The organism is Streptomyces ruber (genome assembly GCF_014648075.1).
GTDB lineage: Bacteria > Actinomycetota > Actinomycetes > Streptomycetales > Streptomycetaceae > Streptomyces > Streptomyces ruber.
The window spans coordinates 404,451-420,812 of record NZ_BMQK01000002.1 but is presented as its reverse complement, the minus strand read 5'-3'; the positions used below and the strand labels follow the sequence as shown (position 1 = coordinate 420,812).

Annotated in this window: 10 protein-coding genes; 4 read left to right on the top strand and 6 right to left on the bottom strand. The window is 74.0% G+C overall.

Translation table 11 applies throughout. The features are described 5' to 3' along the window. Positions 1 to 25: 25 nt before the first annotated feature. Entirely contained in the window at positions 26 to 748 is a 723-nt protein-coding gene (locus IEZ04_RS06350) for a 3'-5' exonuclease (protein ID WP_189215686.1), read from the bottom strand. A gap of 114 nt (positions 749 to 862) precedes the next feature. Then, complete coding sequence (locus tag IEZ04_RS06345) at positions 863 to 2,101, bottom strand: DUF5919 domain-containing protein (protein WP_189215685.1); 1,239 nt, start codon at positions 2,099 to 2,101, stop codon at positions 863 to 865. 333 nt (positions 2,102 to 2,434) lie between these two features. On the opposite strand from IEZ04_RS06345, the gene glgX reads away from it, so the two are divergent. The 3 genes from glgX to IEZ04_RS06330 all read left to right on the top strand — a co-directional run bounded on the left by glgX (position 2,435) and on the right by IEZ04_RS06330 (position 8,515). Continuing rightward, on the top strand, positions 2,435 to 4,567 hold the full coding sequence (gene glgX / locus IEZ04_RS06340) for a glycogen debranching protein GlgX (RefSeq protein ID WP_189215684.1): 2,133 nt from the start codon (positions 2,435 to 2,437) through the stop codon (positions 4,565 to 4,567). 181 nt (positions 4,568 to 4,748) lie between these two features. Further along, positions 4,749 to 7,118 (top strand): malto-oligosyltrehalose synthase, encoded by a 2,370-nt coding sequence (treY, locus tag IEZ04_RS06335; protein ID WP_189215683.1) that lies wholly within the window; start codon positions 4,749 to 4,751, stop codon positions 7,116 to 7,118. Between the two features lie 146 nt (positions 7,119 to 7,264). Next, complete coding sequence (locus tag IEZ04_RS06330) at positions 7,265 to 8,515, top strand: M14 family zinc carboxypeptidase (protein ID WP_189215682.1); 1,251 nt, start codon at positions 7,265 to 7,267, stop codon at positions 8,513 to 8,515. Between the two features lie 26 nt (positions 8,516 to 8,541). Here IEZ04_RS06330 and IEZ04_RS06325 read toward each other — a convergent pair whose 3' ends face one another. Further along, positions 8,542 to 9,093 (bottom strand): FHA domain-containing protein, encoded by a 552-nt coding sequence (locus IEZ04_RS06325; RefSeq protein WP_189215681.1) that lies wholly within the window; start codon positions 9,091 to 9,093, stop codon positions 8,542 to 8,544. 172 nt (positions 9,094 to 9,265) lie between these two features. Here IEZ04_RS06325 and treZ point away from each other — a divergent pair, with 172 nt between their 5' ends. Next, positions 9,266 to 11,011, top strand: a complete 1,746-nt coding sequence (gene treZ, locus IEZ04_RS06320) for a malto-oligosyltrehalose trehalohydrolase (protein WP_189215680.1) — start codon at positions 9,266 to 9,268, stop codon at positions 11,009 to 11,011. 29 nt (positions 11,012 to 11,040) lie between these two features. Here the strand turns inward: treZ and IEZ04_RS06315 are convergent, their stop codons facing one another. From IEZ04_RS06315 to cyc2, 3 genes are all read right to left on the bottom strand, one after another. Beyond that, positions 11,041 to 11,949 carry a phosphotransferase family protein gene (locus IEZ04_RS06315; RefSeq protein WP_189215679.1) on the bottom strand — a complete coding sequence of 303 codons (909 nt, stop codon included), beginning with the start codon at positions 11,947 to 11,949 and terminating at the stop codon, positions 11,041 to 11,043. A gap of 247 nt (positions 11,950 to 12,196) precedes the next feature. Then, positions 12,197 to 14,074 carry an O-aminophenol oxidase PhsA gene (phsA, locus tag IEZ04_RS06310; protein ID WP_373296262.1) on the bottom strand — a complete coding sequence of 626 codons (1,878 nt, stop codon included), beginning with the start codon at positions 14,072 to 14,074 and terminating at the stop codon, positions 12,197 to 12,199. Between the two features lie 53 nt (positions 14,075 to 14,127). Next, the gene (gene cyc2, locus IEZ04_RS06305; RefSeq protein WP_189215678.1) at positions 14,128 to 16,344 is read right to left on the bottom strand and encodes a germacradienol/geosmin synthase Cyc2; all 2,217 of its coding nucleotides are present in this window, start codon (positions 16,342 to 16,344) and stop codon (positions 14,128 to 14,130) included. Positions 16,345 to 16,362 lie beyond the last annotated feature (18 nt).

The following is a 16,362-nucleotide window of genomic DNA, read 5'->3' as shown; positions in this document are numbered from 1 at the left end:
CGAGCGCCCCGGGGCCCGGCGTGCGTCACACCGGTTCGTCCGCCGGTTCCCGCAGCGGCCAGGTCGCATCCACCACCGCCTCCGTGTTCCCCTTGCGGCGCAGGAAGTCCTGGAAGTCCGCCGCCCATTCGGCGTACCACTCGATCTGCCGGCGGTGCAGCTCCGCCGGGGCGAGGGCCGCGACCTTGGGGTGGCGGCCGGCTATCGCGTGCGCGAGCCGGGCCGCGGCCAGCGCGTCCGCCGCCGCGTCGTGGGCCGCGTCGAGCACGACCCCGTACTCCCCGCAGACCGCCTCCAGGTTCCGCTTGCCCCGGCGGTAGCGGTCCACCCGGCGGTCGATCGTGTACGGGTCGACGACCGGCGCGGGCTCGGCGCCGCCGAGCCGCTCGCGCAGCGACGGCAGACCGTACCGGCGCAGCTCGGCGGAGAGCAGGCTCAGGTCGAAGGCGGCGTTGTACGCCACGACCGGGACGCCCGCCCGCCAGTACCCGGCGAGGACGTCCGCCACCGCGTCGGCGACCTGGTCGGCCGGTCTGCCCTCGGCCGTCGCGCGCTCGTTGGTGATGCCGTGCACGGCCACCGCGTCGTCGGGGATGGTGACGCCCGGGTCGGCGAGCCACTCCCGGCACGCGCCCGGCTCGCCGTCCTCGAGCTCGATGACCGCCGCCGTGACGATGCGCGCCTCGCGCGGGTCCGTGCCGGTCGTCTCCAGGTCGAAGCCGACCAGCGGCTCCCGGTGCCAGCTCATGGTGGCCCCCTCCTCAGTGGTGCTTTCCCCCGGTGGCCTTTACCCTCGCACGCACCACTGACAACCGGACCGCCGCCTTCCGCTCAACGTCCGCTCAACAGGTTGCCCGCGGTCTCACGACACCGGCCGGGAATCCACCCACGCCAGTTCGAACTCCTCACGGTACGTCTCGAAAAGGCACCCTTCGTCCCTCTCGTCCGCCTTGAGCAGCCGTCCCCCGCCCCGCAGCACGAGGACCGGCGACTCCATGCCCCGCGAGCGGCGCAGATACGACTGGACGACCGCGACACCGTCGGAGCCGTCACCGTTCACGAGGTACGCCGTGAAGCGCGGCGTCTCGTCGAACACCTGGATCTCGAAGGCTCCCGGGTCGCGCAGCCTGGACCGCACCCGGCGCATGTGCAGGATGTTCATCTCCACCGCCCGGCTCAGCTCGCCGCGCTTGACGCCGAGTTCCCGCTCGCGCCGCTTCACCGCGCTGGACGCCGGGTTCAGGAACAGCAGCCGCACCCGGCACCCGGCGTCGGCGAGCCGTACCAGCCGCCGGCCGGAGAAGTTCTGCACCAGCAGGTTCAGGCCGATCCCGATGGCGTCCAGCCGGCGGGCGCCGCCGAAGAGGTCCTCCGCCGGGAACTGCCGCAGCAGCCGTACGCGGTCCGGGTGCACGCCCACGACGTCCGCGTACCGGTCGCCCACCAGGTCCTCGACGGCGTCGACCGGCAGCCGGCGGGCGGAGGGTACGTCGCCGCCCGTGCCGAGGATCTCCAGGAGCCGGGCGGAGGCGCGCTCGGCCTGGGCCAGCACGGCCTCCGACAGCGCCCGGTTGCGGGAGACGACGTTGCGGGCCACCTCCAGCTCGTCCAGGACGAGTTCCACCTCGCGCCGGTCGTCGACGTACGGCTCGAAGCACGGCCAGTGCTGCACCATCAGCTCGCGCAGCTGGGGCAGGGTGAGGAAACTGATCACATTGTCGTCGGCGGGGTCGAGCAGATAGCCCTTGCGGCGGCTGACCTCCCGGACGGCGACCGCGCGCTGCACCCACTCCTGCCCGGCGGGCCCGGCGGCGGCCACCACCCAGTCGTCGCCGTGGACGGGTTCGTACACGGGACGCAGCACGGCGGCCACCACCGCGCGCAGCCGCTGTTCGACGAGGTTCAGCCAGATGTAGGCGCGGCCGGCCCGCTGGGCCCGTGTCCGCACCTCGCGCCAGGCGTCGGCGTCCCAGTCCAGTTCCGGCCCGATGGAGCCCCTCTCCATCGGCCGCGCCAGCGACACCGCGCCGGGTGGGACCTCTGTGGAGCCCCCCTCGTGACCCTCGTCACCAGGAGGCAGCTCCAGCCCTCCCGAGCCCACCCGTGCACCGCCTTCCGCTCCCCCGGGGCAACCCCTGTTCAACGATCAAGGAAGGGTACTCCGGGAGCGGTGGGCGGTGCAGCCGGATGGACAGGTCGTTTTCCAACGGCCGCGTCCCGCCGGGCCGTTCCCGCGCGCGGGCCGGGTCCGAGTGAGCGGTTTCATAGCCGCCCGGTCCGCGGCGCCCGTGGGGTCGACTTCCGGCCACCGGCCCGCGGCGGCCGGTGGCCGACCGACGAGAGGGACGCAAGTCATAGGTGGTTCCATCACTTTCGGGGACACTCGGCTGCAAGACGCTCCCTACGGCACTGCCCAACTGAAAGAGTCGGTCCTATGCAGGTCTGGCCTGGAGAGGCATACCCACTCGGCGCCACGTACGACGGCGCCGGCACCAACTTCGCGGTCTTCTCGGAGGCCGCCGACCGGATCGAGCTGTGTCTGCTGCACGACGACGGCTCCGAGACGGCGGTGGAACTGCGGGAGACGGACGCGTTCGTACGGCACGCGTACCTGCCCGGCGTCATGCCCGGGCAGCGGTACGGCTACCGCGTGCACGGCCCGTACGCACCCGAGCGCGGACTGCGCTGCAATTCGGCGAAGCTGCTGCTGGACCCCTACGCGCGCGCCATCAGCGGTTCGATCAAATGGGGCGAGGAGGTGTACGGATACCACTTCGGCTCACCCGACAGCCGCAACGACCTCGACTCGGCCCCGCACTCGATGGCCTCGGTCGTGGTCAACCCCTACTTCGACTGGGGCGACGACCGGCGCCCCCGCACCGAGTACCACCACACCGTCCTCTACGAGGCCCATGTCAAGGGCCTGACGATGCGGCATCCGGGACTGCCCGAGGAACTGCGCGGCACCTATGCCGCCCTCGCGCACCCGGCGGTCATCGAGCATCTCACCGAGCTCGGGATCACCGCCCTGGAACTGATGCCCGTCCACCAGTTCGTCAACGACCACCGCCTGGTGGACATGGGCCTGAACAACTACTGGGGCTACAACACCATAGGTTTCTTCGCCCCCCACAACGCCTACGCCTCCTGGGGCGACCGCGGACAGCAGGTGCTGGAGTTCAAGTCGGCGGTCAAGGCGCTGCACGAGGCCGGGATCGAGGTCATCCTCGACGTGGTCTACAACCACACCGCGGAGGGCAACCACCTGGGGCCCACGCTGTCCTTCAAGGGCCTGGACAACCCCTCGTACTACCGGCTGACCGACGACCCCCGGTACTACATGGACACCACGGGGACGGGCAACTCGCTGCTCATGCGCTCCCCGCACGTCCTGCAGCTCATCATGGACTCGCTGCGGTACTGGGTCACCGAGATGCACGTCGACGGATTCCGCTTCGACCTCGCGGCCACGCTGGCCCGGCAGTTCCACGAGGTGGACCGGCTGTCCTCGTTCTTCGACCTGGTCCAGCAGGACCCGGTCGTCTCCCAGGTGAAGCTGATCGCCGAGCCCTGGGACGTCGGCGAGGGCGGCTACCAGGTGGGCAACTTCCCGCCGCTGTGGACGGAGTGGAACGGCAAGTACCGGGACACCGTCCGCGACCTGTGGCGGGGCGAGCCGCGCACGCTGGCGGAGTTCGCGTCCCGGCTGACCGGCTCCTCCGACCTGTACCAGGACGACGGGCGCCGGCCCCTCGCCTCGATCAACTTCGTGACCTGCCACGACGGCTTCACGCTGCACGACCTGGTCGCGTACAACGAGAAGCACAACGAGGCCAACGGCGAGGACAACCGCGACGGGGAGAGCCACAACCGGTCGTGGAACTGCGGGGCCGAGGGCGACACGGACGACCCCGGGGTCCTGGCGCTGCGGTCCCGGCAGATGCGGAACTTCATCGCGACGCTGCTGCTGTCCCAGGGCGTGCCGATGCTCAGCCACGGCGACGAGTTCGCCCGCAGCCAGGGCGGCAACAACAACGCCTACTGCCAGGACAACGAGATCTCGTGGGTGCCGTGGCCCGACCCCGAGAACTCCGAGGCGGGCGACGACCGGACCGCCCTGCTCGACTTCACGCGCGCGATCGTGCGGCTGCGCAGGGACCACCCCGTCTTCCGGCGCCGCCGCTTCTTCCACGGACGGCCGGTGGAGGGCACCCACGACGACCTGTCCGACATCGCGTGGTTCACCCCGGCGGGCGAGGAGATGACCCAGCGCGACTGGGACTCGGCCCAGGCGTCGACGCTGACCGTCTTCCTCAACGGCAACGCGATCTCGGAGCCGGACGTGCGCGGGGAACGGATCACGGACGACTCGTTCCTGATGATGTTCAACGCCTCGCACAGACCACTGGAGTTCGTGGTGCCGGTCAACCACGGCCGCCAGTGGCAGGTCGTGGTCGACACCGCCCGCTCGGACGGGGTGCCGCCGGGCGACGGCGCGAAGGTCAAGGCCGGCGACCGGCTGACCCTGCAGGACCGGAGCCTGACGGTGCTCCAGCGGCCGGCGTAACCGCAGGACCGCACACGCGCGCGGACCGCCCGGGTGGCTCCTCCACCCGGGCGGTCCGCCGTACCGCGGCGGCCCCCGTGCCGCGGCCGGTGCCGTGATCATGGCCGGGGAGCGGCCGGGGCCCGACCGTTCCCACGGTCGGGTGCGCAGGTTCCCGGGGCGAGCGGGTACGTAGGGTGGCATGACACCTGAGCGCTCCGGGCCCCCGGACGAGGCCGTGCCGACCGCGACGACCGCGCCCACGTCCACCTACCGGCTCCAGCTCCAGCCGGACTTCACCTTCGCCGCCGCGGCGGCCGCCGTGCCGTACGTGGCCTCGCTCGGCGTCTCCCACCTCCATCTGTCGCCGGTGCTGGAGGCCGTGCCGGGCTCCGGGCACGGGTACGACGTCGTGGACCACGCGCGCGTGCGCGGCGAGCTGGGCGGGGAGGAGGGCCTGCGTGAGCTGTCGCGCACCGCGCGGGAGCACGGCCTCGGCCTGGTCGTGGACATCGTGCCGAACCACATGGCGATGGCCCCGCGGCACAACCGCGCCCTGTGGGAGGTGCTGCGCGAGGGCCCCGCTTCGTCGTACGCGCGCTGGTTCGACATCGACTGGGACGCGCAGGACGGACAGGTGCTGCTCCCGGTCCTCGGCGGCCCGCTCGGCGACGAGCTGGACCAGTTCGTGGTCGACGGCCGGGAGCTGCGCTACTACGACCACGTCCTCCCGCTGCGCGAGGGCACCGAGAAGCTGCCGCTGCCGCAGCTCCTGGACGCGCAGTGGTACCGCCCCGTGTGGTGGCGGCTGGCCCGCACCGAGCTCAACTACCGGCGTTTCTTCAGCATCTCGGAGCTGATCGGGGTGCGGGTGGAGGACCCGGAGGTGTTCACCGCCACCCACGCCAAGATCCTCGAACTGCTCGACGAGGGCGTCGTCGACGGACTGCGCGTGGACCACCCGGACGGCCTCGCCGACCCGGAGGCGTACCTGCGCCGGCTGCACGAGGCGACCGGCGGGCGCTGGACGGTCGTGGAGAAAATCCTCGCCGAGGGCGAGCCGCTGCCGGCGGCCTGGCCGGTCGCGGGCACCACCGGGTACGACGCCCTGCGCCACGTGGACGGCCTGTTCGTCGACCCGGCGGGCGCCGGGGAGCTGCTGGGCCAGTACCGGCGGTACGCGGCCCCGCAGCCCGACCGGGGCGGCCACTGGGCGGCCACGGTGCGGCGCGCCGCGTACAAGGTGATCACGCACGAGCTGGCCACGGAGGTGGACCGGCTCACTCGTGTGGCGCACCACCTGTGCGTCCACGCCCCCGATCCCGCCCTGCGGGACCACGCGCCCTGGGCCCTGCGCACCGCGCTGTGCGAGCTCCTGGTGCGCATGGAGGTGTACCGGCCGTACGCCTCCCAGGACGCCTCCGCCGTTCTCACCGAGGAGGCCGCGGCCGAGGCGCGCGCCGCGTTCGTGGTGCCCGAGGAGGCGCGGGCCGTCGACACGGTGCGCGACCTGGTGCTCGGGCTTGCGGGCGAGGGGCCCGGATGCGAGGAGTTCCGGACGCGGTTCGCGCAGACCTCGTCCGCGCTGCGGGCCAAGTCCGTGGAGGACACGGCGTTCTACCGCTACGTGCCGCTGCTGTCGGTGAACGAGGTGGGCGGGAACCCGGGCGCCCCGGCCGTCGCCCCGGAGGCCTTCCACGCGTACTGCGCGCGCGTGCAGCGCGACTGGCCCACCACGGGGACGGTGCTGTCGACGCACGACACCAAGCGCAGCGCCGACGTGCGCGCCGCCCTCGCCGTGCTCACCGAGTGCCCCGAGCGGTGGGCCGGCCTGCTCACCGAGGTGACCCGCGACGGCCCCGGCGTGCCCGACGCGCAACTGGCGTGGGCCGCCTGGCAGACGGCGTTCGGGCTGGGCCCGGCGGACGCGGAGCGCCTCCAGGGGGCCCTGCTCAAGCATGTGCGGGAGGCTGGCCTGTACACCTCCTGGACGGAGCAGGACCCCGGGTACGAGAGCGCCGTGGCCGAGTTCGTGGCCCGGGGCCCGGCCGACGACCGGCGCGTGGCGGCGCTGCGGGCCGCCCTCACGCCCTATGTGCGGGCGAACGTGCTGGCCGCGGCGCTGGTCCAGCTCACGATGCCGGGTGTGCCGGACGTCTACCAGGGCACGGAGGACGAGTACCTGGCGCTGGTGGACCCGGACAACCGGCGGCCGTTCGAGCGCGGTGAGCTGCTCTCGGAGAAGGCCGGCGTCACCGCGGCGGCCCTGCGGCTGCGCCGCCGGCGCCCCGACGTCTTCGGGGAGCGGGCGACGTACCGCCCGCTGTCCGCCGAGGGCCGGGCCGCCGCGCACTGTGTCGCGTTCGCGCGGTCCGGGGAGGTGGTCACGGCCGTCACCCGGCTGTCGCTGCGGCTGGCCGAGGCGGGCGGCTGGGGCGACACCGTGCTGGCGCTGCCTCCCGGACGGTGGGGCGACGTCCTCGCGCCGGAGCGGGAGTTCACGGGACACGCGCGCGCGGCGGACCTCTTCGCGGATCTGCCGGTGGTCCTGCTGGAGCGCGTCCGGGACTGACCGCGACGATCACGGCCCCGGTCATATGACTCCCCTCGGATGGCGTATGCCCCCAGGCGCCCCCTGGAGCCGCCCCCGTCACCTCCTTGACACCTCCCTCCGTGCGGGGAGACTGCGAGAGGCGACGCCGGGCGGACAGGACGGGGGTGAGTCTCCTGCGGGAACTGCGCTACCCCACGGTCACGGAAGTGGAGTCGTCCGCCCGGGCGCTGGCGGCCCACCGTCCCGCCCTGTGCGCCCTGAGACAGGTCGGCGTCTCCCGGGCGGGACGCCCCCTCCAGCTGCTGTCCGTCGGCCACGACCCGAGCGCGGTGCTCGTCGTCGCGGGCGCCCACGCCAACGAGCCGACCGGCGGCTCGACCCTGCTGGCGCTGGCCGAACGGGTGGTGCGCGAGCGGGAGTTGCGGGCCGGCGCCTCCTGGCACTTCCTGCTCTGCGCGGACCCGGACGGGGCGAGCCTGCACACGACTCCGGCGCCGCGCACCCTGTTCGACTACCACCTGGGGTTCTTCCGCCCCGCGGGTCCCGAGCAGCCCGAGTGGTCGCCGTCGGTGCTGCCGCCGGACCGGCTGCCGCCCGAGACCCGCACCCTGACCCGGGTCATCGACGAGCTGCGCCCCTACCTCCAGGTGACCCTGCACGGCACCGACCTGGGCGGCAGCTGGGTACAGCTGACCCGGGACGTGCCCGGCCTCGCCGAACCGTTCGCCAAGTCCGCGGCCGAGCTGAACATCCCGGTGGAGACGAGCGCCTCCGACGCGGCCGGCTGGCCCGCCTCCGGGCCCGGCGTGCGCGTGATGCCCGACCCCGGGCCGGGCGCGGCGCACCCGGGCATGCCGGACGACGCCCGGCACAGCACCTGGTACCACGCCCACCGGTACGGCGGGCTGACCGCGGTCGTCGAGGTGCCGATGTGGGCGAGCGACCTGGTGGACGACCCCGCCCCGCACCCGGACCCGGCGGCGGCGCTCGACGGGCTGGCGCGGCGGCTCAGCGAGGACGCGTGCCGGGTGGAGCGGATCCTGCGGGAGGCGCTGCCGCGGCTGGCGGGTGCGGAGGGGCCGCTGCTGCGCGCCTCGCGGTGGGCCCTCGACCTGGTGCCGGGGCTGGCCGCGGACTGGGCGCGGGGGACACCGCCGGACACGACGGTGGCGTACGTGGGCAGTCTGGAGGCGTTCGGGCGCCGGCTGCCGCTGCGGGCGGCCGCGATGCTGCTGCGGGTGCTCCGGCAGGCCGACGACAGCGCGGCGCCGCGTCTGGAGGAGCTGGTGGCCCTCTGGAGCGATGCCTTCGCGGAGCGCTTCGGGGCCCGCTGGGTGCCCCTGGAGAACCAGGTGGAGCACCAGGTCAGGACCGTGGTGACGGCGGCGCGCCACGCGCGGGACCGCCTGGTCTGAAGCCGCCGCGCTCCCCTGGTGGCCGCCTACTCCGCCGCCAGCCGGAACGCCACGTGCCCGAAGCACACCTGGTCGCCGTCGCGGACGACGGCCGCGCCGACGACACGGCGCCCGTTGACGGTGGTGCCGTTGGTCGAGCCGAGGTCGCGCAGCACCCACAGCCCGCCCTGGTGGCTCAGTTCGGCGTGCACCCGGGAGACGGTCTCGTGGCTGAGCCGCAGCCCGTTGGCGCGGTCGCGCCCTATGCGCAGCGGGTGCCCGCCGTCCGGCCGGGGCAGCAGCAGTTTGGGAAGCCGCTCGGTCTGCCAGGTCCTGCGCAGCGCCACGGTGAAGCCGGAGACCGCGCGGACGGTCCCGAACACCAGCCGGGACCAGCGGTTCTCGGTGGGCAGGTCGGCGGTGAGCGTGGCGATCTCGTGGGGATGCCGGGCGGCGAGCACGAGTTCCATGCGGCGCACGAAGGTGTCGTGCGAGAGACGGCCGAGGGCGACGCCGTCACGCAGCACCTTCAGCGCCCGCTCGCGCTCCGTGTCGGACAGCCGCGCGGGGGAGGTGTTGAACTCGAAGGACGACGTCACGCGTGTGATTGTCGGTCAGCGCGGCCCGGCTGTCCAGAAAGCGCGGAACCGGTCGCCACCGGTCACAGTGGCGCCCTGTCGGGCAAAAGGGCCGATTCGCCAGCGCGGTGATCGCGATGTGCCGCACCATGGACGGGATACCTCACATGCCGCAGCCGAAGGGGAACCGTCCGTGCAGTTCGAGGTGTGGGCACCACAGGCAGACCGGGTGACGCTCCATTGCGCGGACACCACGCGCGCGTTGGACCGCGATACGAGGCGTCCGGGGTGGTGGACGGGCGAGGCGGAGGCGGCCGACGGCACGCGGTACGGCTACGCGCTCGACGACGGCCCCGTGCTGCCCGACCCGCGCTCCCGCCGTCAGCCGGACGGGCCGGACGGGCTCAGCGCGGTGGTCGACCACGAGCGGTACGCGTGGCGGGTGCCGTGGGCCGGGCGCGGGCTGCCCGGCGCGGTGCTGTACGAGCTGCACGTGGGCACCTACACGCGCGAGGGCACGCTCGACGCGGCCGCGGAGCGGCTGGAGCACCTCGTGGAACTGGGGATCACCCACGTCGAGCTGATGCCGCTGTGCCCGTTCCCCGGGACGCACGGCTGGGGGTACGAGGGGGTGTCGCTGTGGGCGGTGCACGAGCCGTACGGCGGGCCCGAGGCGCTGAAGCGTTTCGTCGACCGGGCCCACGAACTGGGCCTCGGCGTCGTCCTCGACGTGGTGCACAACCACCTGGGTCCGTCCGGCAACTACCTGCCGATGTTCGGCCCGTACTTCACGGACCGGCACCACACGCCCTGGGGCATGGCCGTCAACCTGGACGCGCCCGGCTCGGACGAGGTGCGCGGGTACTTCCTCGGCAGCGCGCTGGCGTGGCTGCGGGACTACCGGCTGGACGGGCTGCGCCTGGACGCGGTGCACGCGCTGAAGGACACGCGCGCGTGCCACTTCCTGGAGGAGCTGTCGACGGCCGTGGACGCGCTCGCCGAGGAGGTGGAGCGGCCGCTGTTCCTCATCGCCGAGTCGGACCTGAACGACCCGCGGCTCATCACCCGGCGCACGCAGGGCGGGTACGGGCTGCACGCGCAGTGGAACGACGACTTCCACCACGCGCTGCACACGGCGCTCACGGGCGAGTCCCAGGGCTACTACGAGGACTTCGCGCGGGCGCCCTTCGAGGCGCTGGAGAAGACCCTCACGGGCGGGTACTTCCACGACGGCACGTACTCGACGTTCCGGGGCCGCGGACACGGCCGCCCGCTGGACCGTACGCGGGTCTCGGCGCACCGGCTGCTCGGCTACACGCAGACGCACGACCAGATCGGCAACCGCGCGCAGGGCGACCGGCTCGCGGCGCACCTGTCCCCCGGGCTGCTGGCGTGCGCGGCGACGCTGATGCTCACCGCGCCCTTCACGCCGATGCTGTTCATGGGCGAGGAGTGGGCCGCGGGCACCCCCTGGCAGTTCTTCACCGACCACACCGACCCGGAGCTCGCCGAGGCCGTACGGCGGGGCCGGCGCCGGGAGTTCGCGGAGCACGGGTGGGCCGAGGAGGAGATCCCCGACCCGCAGGACCCCGCGACCCGCGACCGCTCGTGCCTGGACTGGTCGGAGCCCGCGCGCGAGCCCCACGCGCGCGTGCTCGCCTGGTACCGCGAGCTGATCGCGCTCCGGCGCGCGCAGCCCGACCTGTCGGATCCCGATCTCGCCGAGGTCAGGGTCGCCCACGACGAGGCGGCCCGCTGGTTCGCCTTCCGCCGCGGCGACGTCCGCGTGGCGGTCAACCTGGGCCCGGAGCCCGCCGCGATCCAGCTCGGTCTGCACCGCGCGCGCGTGCTGGCCGCCTGGGAGCCGGTCGAGGCACCGGGCCGGGACGGGGTGCTGCGGCTGCCCGGCGAGTCGTGCGTGGTGCTGGGACAGGGGTGACCGGGGCGGCCGCCGCGGTCCGGGTCCGGTCAGTCCCCGTCGGGCAGTTCGGTGATCCGCTCCAGCAGGATGGGCTCCCAGGCCCGCCGCAGCCGGTGCCGCAGCAGCGGGAGCGGTGCGTCGTCGTGGTTCCGGAGCCCGCCGGCTAGCCGGAGCACGGTGTCGCAGCGGGCCAGCCACAGGCCGCGCAGACAGGTGCGGGCCCCGTACCCGGCGAGTGTGGCGGCCCGGACGGCGGCCGGTGAGCCGACCGCCAGGGCGAGCCCCGCGACGTCCTCGGCGGGGTCGCCGATCACCGCCCCGGTCCAGTCGAGGACGCCGCGCACCCGGCCGTCGCCGCTCACCACCAGGTGCTCGCCCCGGAGGCCGTGGTGCACCAGGACGGGCGCGGGCGCGGCGAGCCGGTCCGCGGCGGACGGGGTGAGCCGGCCGAACCGGCCGGTGAACTCGCCGGCCTCCGCGAGCCGGCGGGCCGCTGCCGCAGCGGCCGTCCGCAGGCTCTCCAGCGGGCGCGGTGCGGCGGGCGGGACGCCCAGCGTCCCGGCCCGGCCCGCGGGCACCTCGCGCAGTCCGGTGAGCAGCCCCGCCAGATCGGCCTCGCCGAGCGCGGACACCGTGAGGTCCTCGCCGGTGCCGCCGGGCAGCCTCACGTCGAGGGTGTACGCGAGACCGGGCGCCCACTCGCCGTGCGCGGCGCTCGCCGGGACGGGCACCGGGAGGTGCGGGCGGACCAGGTCCCGCAGCCGCAGTTCGCGCCGCAGCCGTGCGGTGGCCTCGCGGTCGGGGGCCAGGCGCAGCACGTGCCGGGTGCCGACCCACCAGGTGCGGTGCGCGCCGTCCTCGGTGACGGGCCGCACCGCGGGCGCGCCGCCGTCGGGCAGCAGGGTACGGACCAGTCGGCGGACGGTGTCCGCGGTGGGTGTCGGTGCCTGGCTCATGGTCCCCGGGTCGTGGTCGCGCCGCCGTGGTCCGGTGGTCGGTGGGCTCCTGGTGTACGGTGCGTCTCCGCGTCCGGTGCAGCCGGTCGGCCGGCTACGGCCGGTTCGCGCGGGGTGGTGCCGAGGCGGTGCCCGCCGGCGTGGGCGGTGAGGGGCGCGGGTGTGCGGTTCCACGGGCAGCATCCTGCCCCTCCGCCGCGGCGCGCGCGAGCCGCTGGCCCGTGGCACGGACACCCGTGGCGTCCCGTCAACCCGTGTGGCCCTCATGGCCGCCGTGCCCCGCCCCGTGGCCGAACCTCAGCACCTCCTCCGGCAGGACGACGAAGGGCCGCATCATGCCCATGTCCTCGTGCTCCAGCAGGTGGCAGTGGTACATGAACCGGCCGTACGCCCCGTCGAAGCGGCCCAGCACCCGCAGCATCTGCTCGCCCGGCACCTGGAAGACGTCCTTGTCGCCGAGCTCGTTGGGGGCGAGCGGGACCGGGGTGCCCGGGTCGGACCGGACCGGCGTCACCGTGCCGCCGGTCGACAGGTCGAAGCCGGAGACGTCGTACGCCTCGCGTCCCAGCAGCTGGAAGTCGGCGAGGTGGACGTGCATGGGGTGCAGCACCCGGGAGAGGTTGAGGAAGCTCCACTGCTCGTGGGTGCCCTCGGCGACGGTGAAGCCGAGCCCGTCGTCGAAGGTGCGCGCGGTGCGGCGGTACGTCCTGGTGGTGCCGTCCGCGCCGGTCACCTGGATGACGCCGGCCGCGGGGACCTGGACGCCGATCGGGTCCCGCACCTCGGCCATCTCCCAGATCTCCGGGTGCCCGCCGCCGCCCGTGGTGCCGGGCGGGGTGAGGACGACGAGCCGGTGGCGGTGCGGGGTGGCGTGGGTGAGCCGGCGGAAGGAGCCGGAGAGGACGTCGGGCGGCTCGAAGGTGTCCCGTTCACCGCTCTCGCGGACGCGGAACTCCATCACCTGCGGATAGGGGACGTCGTTCACCGGGTCGGGCACCCCGGGCGCCTGCCCGCGGCCCTGGTCGACCAGCCGCAGCCGACGTCCCGCGAGCCCCCGGAAGTCGACGAGCAGGTCGAACCGCTCGGCCGGGGCCGCGCTGAGCACCGGCAGCTCACCTGCGAAGTCGACCGGCACGGGGCGCGGCAGCAGTCCCCCGTCGCTGCCGATCTGCCGGACCACGCCCGGCACCGGTTCGCCGTCCTCGTCGATCAGCACGAGGCGGTAGACGCGCGCATTGGAGGCGTTGACGAGCCGGAAGCGGTACCAGGCGTCGTCCACGTCGGCGTAGGGCCAGATGCGGCCGTTGACCGTCGTGTAAGGCCCGGTGAAGGGCAGGGTGACCGGCTTGCCCGTCTCCGGGTCGCGCTCCTCGACCACGACCGTCTTGTGCAGCAGGCGCCCGTCGAGGCGGCCGTCCTCGTCGGTGTCCAGGTTGCGGTCGGCGAGCATCAGCGGGATCTCCCGCCTCCCGCGCGGCAGCCGGAGTGCCTCCTCCTCGTCGTCCCGGACGAGGTAGCTGCCGTACAGGCCCGCGTGCACGTTCCACCGGGTGATGTTCATGGCGTGGTCGTGGTACCACCAGTGCGCCGCCCGGTGGTCGTTCGGGTACTCGGCGAGCTGGGCGTCGCCGGAGCCGACCGCGTTGTCCGCCCAGCCGTCGTTGCCGCCGCCGGTCTGCGCGCCGTGCAGGTGCGTCACGGACCAGGCGGGGAGCGCGGCCACGTCCGCCTTCGGCTCGGCGCCGCCGCGGCCCGGCTCGGTGGTGGCGGGCGGGACACCCGGGGCGCGGGCGGGCACCTCGACGGCGGTGACGGGGTACTCGCTGCCCCTGGGGACGCGGTTGGTCCAGGAGATGCGGACGCGCTGCCCGCGCCGCACCTCTACGGTCGGGCCCGGCACCTGTCCGTCGTATCCCCACATCAGGGTCGGCGGCAGCTGCGGGTGGAGCCGCACCCAGGCGGGGCGCAGCGCGATCTCGGTCTGGTGCGGTACGTCGCCGGTGGCCGGCCGCAGCAGGGGCGGCACGGGCAGCGGGGCGACGTACGGCGTCAGTTCCCCCGCGGCGGACGTCCCCTCGCCGGTTCCGGCGACGTGGACGGCGGCCTCGTCGATCGTGTCGGTCAAGGTCGGACACCCCCGTGTTCCGTTCCTGGTCCCCTCATCGCGGAGACCTCCCTTCAGAGCACCACCGGTTCGGGCCGCCACGCCGGTGGCGCGGGAGCCCGGTCCGGCAGGAAACCGTGGGCGCGGCGGGCGAGGTGGTCGGCGCGGTAGCGGCGGACGTGGCGGTGCCAGTTGAGGATGCCGGCCATCCAGTTCCGCAGCTGGTCCACGTAGCCGTCGAGGACGCCGCGCGCCCGCGCCGGGAGGCCGAGGTCCTCGTACAGGGCGGGCAGTTCGTGCTCCGCCACGTGCTGGAACTGCCCGATGCGCTGGGTCATCAGGTCGTGGACGACGCCGAGCGCGGCCGGGTAGTCGCAGCCGAAGAAGTGCTGCACGACGAGGACACCGTTGTGGATCTCGCCCTCGTACTCGATCTCCTTCTGGTACGAGAAGACGTCGTTGACCAGCATCGCGTAGTCCATGGCGGCGTGCTCCAGGGACCGGACGGGTCCGCTGCGGTACACCTCCGGCGGGACCGCCGGGCCGTGCCCCGCGCGGCACAGGCTCATCGTGAGCTCGGAGCCGAAGGTGGCGCGGCGCATCTCCAGGTAGTCGACCGGGTCCGGGACACGGTTCTGCAGCTGGTCGGACAGTTCCCACAGCCAGGCGGCGGTCATCGCCTCCACCGACGCCCTCAGCCTGCGGCGGGCGTCCCGGCCCATCCCGGCGGTGGTGTCGCGCCAGAGACCGGTCAGGCCGCGCTCCATGGCGTCGGCCGGGAGGAGCGGCTGCTCACCGTCCTCGACGGGCATGCACGCCGACAGGCGCTCGGTGCACAGCCGGGCCGCGGCGAGGTCGCGCCGCCGGCCGAAGACGAGCGGGTAGTAGTCGTCGCCGTACGTGCCCCAGGTCAGCCACCGGGCGCCGAGGTCGAGCGCCTCCGGGGTGCCGTCGGGGTCCAGGCCCGCCGCGCACAGCGGCAGGTCGGCCGCGTCGAGCCGGTCCTCGTCCCAGACGCCCTCGCCGAGGATGCCCGTGCGCCGCGCCCAGGGCAGCAGGCGTCGCCGCGCCCCGTCGAGCCCCGGGTTCAGCCGCACCTCGAACGGCATGTCGAAGTCCGGCAGCAGGGACGGGCCGACCTTCTGGTACGGGACGTGTGTGTGGGCGCGGAGCCGGTCCGCGGCGGCCCCGGCGAGCAGGGCGCCCACCCCGGCGCCGGACCTGCCGAGGCCCGCCCGGAACAGCGGCACCGGGCCGGACAGCGCCGCGCCGCCGAGGTCGAGCGGTCCGCGCGCGGAGGCGGCGCCCTCGTTCATGTACCGGCTGGAGCGCATGTGCCACTCGTGGCCGCCCGACTGCCAGTCCTGGAGCCCCTTCGTGTAGGCGGTGACGGAGGCGGCCTCACCGGGCGTGAGCCCCCGCTCCGCGGCGAGCGCGGGGACCTCGGTGAGCGCCGTGTGCTCGAACTGGTGGAGCCGGGAGGTGAGGATGTCGTTGACGGTGTCGGCCGCCTGCTGCGTCGTACAGCCGAAGAAGGTCTCCAGGACGAGGACGCCGTTGCTGAGTTCTCCCTCGTCCTCGACCTCCCGCTGGTAGGAGAACAGGTCGTTGCGCAGGTGGACGGCGTCCGCGAACGTCTCCGTCAGCACCCTGAGCGGCCTCGTCCCCGCCACGCGCGCGGGGACCTCGGCCGTCGCGTACTCCACGAGCCCCGCCGACCAGGGCGCGCCGCCCACCTTGCGGCGCATCTCGATGTACTCGACGGGGTTGGCGATCCGCCCCTCGCCGATGTTGGACAGCTCCCACAGCGACTCGTTCAGCAGGTGCTCGGTGGCGGCCGCGAACCGGGTGCGCCAGTCCCGCGACATCGACGGGACCGTGCGCGCCCACAGGTCGGCGAGGCCCGCCTCGACGGGGTTCTCCGGCTCGGGCACGGGGGCGGCGGGGTCGAGCGGCATGAAGAGCGGCAGCCGGTCGAGGTGGGCCCTGCCGCCGGCGCGGTCCCGGGTGCGCTTGAACCTCTCCAGGAAGTGGTCGTCGAAGAAGAAGACCCACACGTACCAGTCGGTGATCAGGGAGAGCGCCGGGCCGTCGCAGTCGGGGTGCGTGTACGCGCACAGCAGCCCGTAGTCGTGCGCGTCGAGGTCCGCCTGCTCCCAGACGCCGGAACCCTCCAGCATGCCCATGCCGCGCGCCCACGCGGCGGAGTGGGCGCGGGCCTCCTCCAGACGCGGGTTCAGCCGCGCGGGGTACGGCAGGTAGAAGTGCGGGAGGCGGAACGGCTGTGTCATGGCCGGGCACTACCCGAG

Excerpts from the sequence above, each read along its gene's own strand:
- IEZ04_RS06315 (WP_189215679.1), bottom strand. The coding sequence starts at position 11,949 with ATGAGCCAGGCACCGACACCCACCGCGGACACCGTCCGCCGACTGGTC.
- treY (WP_189215683.1), top strand. The coding sequence starts at position 4,749 with ATGACACCTGAGCGCTCCGGGCCCCCGGACGAGGCCGTGCCGACCGCG.
- IEZ04_RS06350 (WP_189215686.1), bottom strand. The coding sequence starts at position 748 with ATGAGCTGGCACCGGGAGCCGCTGGTCGGCTTCGACCTGGAGACGACC.
- glgX (WP_189215684.1), top strand. The coding sequence starts at position 2,435 with ATGCAGGTCTGGCCTGGAGAGGCATACCCACTCGGCGCCACGTACGAC.
- cyc2 (WP_189215678.1), bottom strand. The coding sequence starts at position 16,344 with ATGACACAGCCGTTCCGCCTCCCGCACTTCTACCTGCCGTACCCCGCG.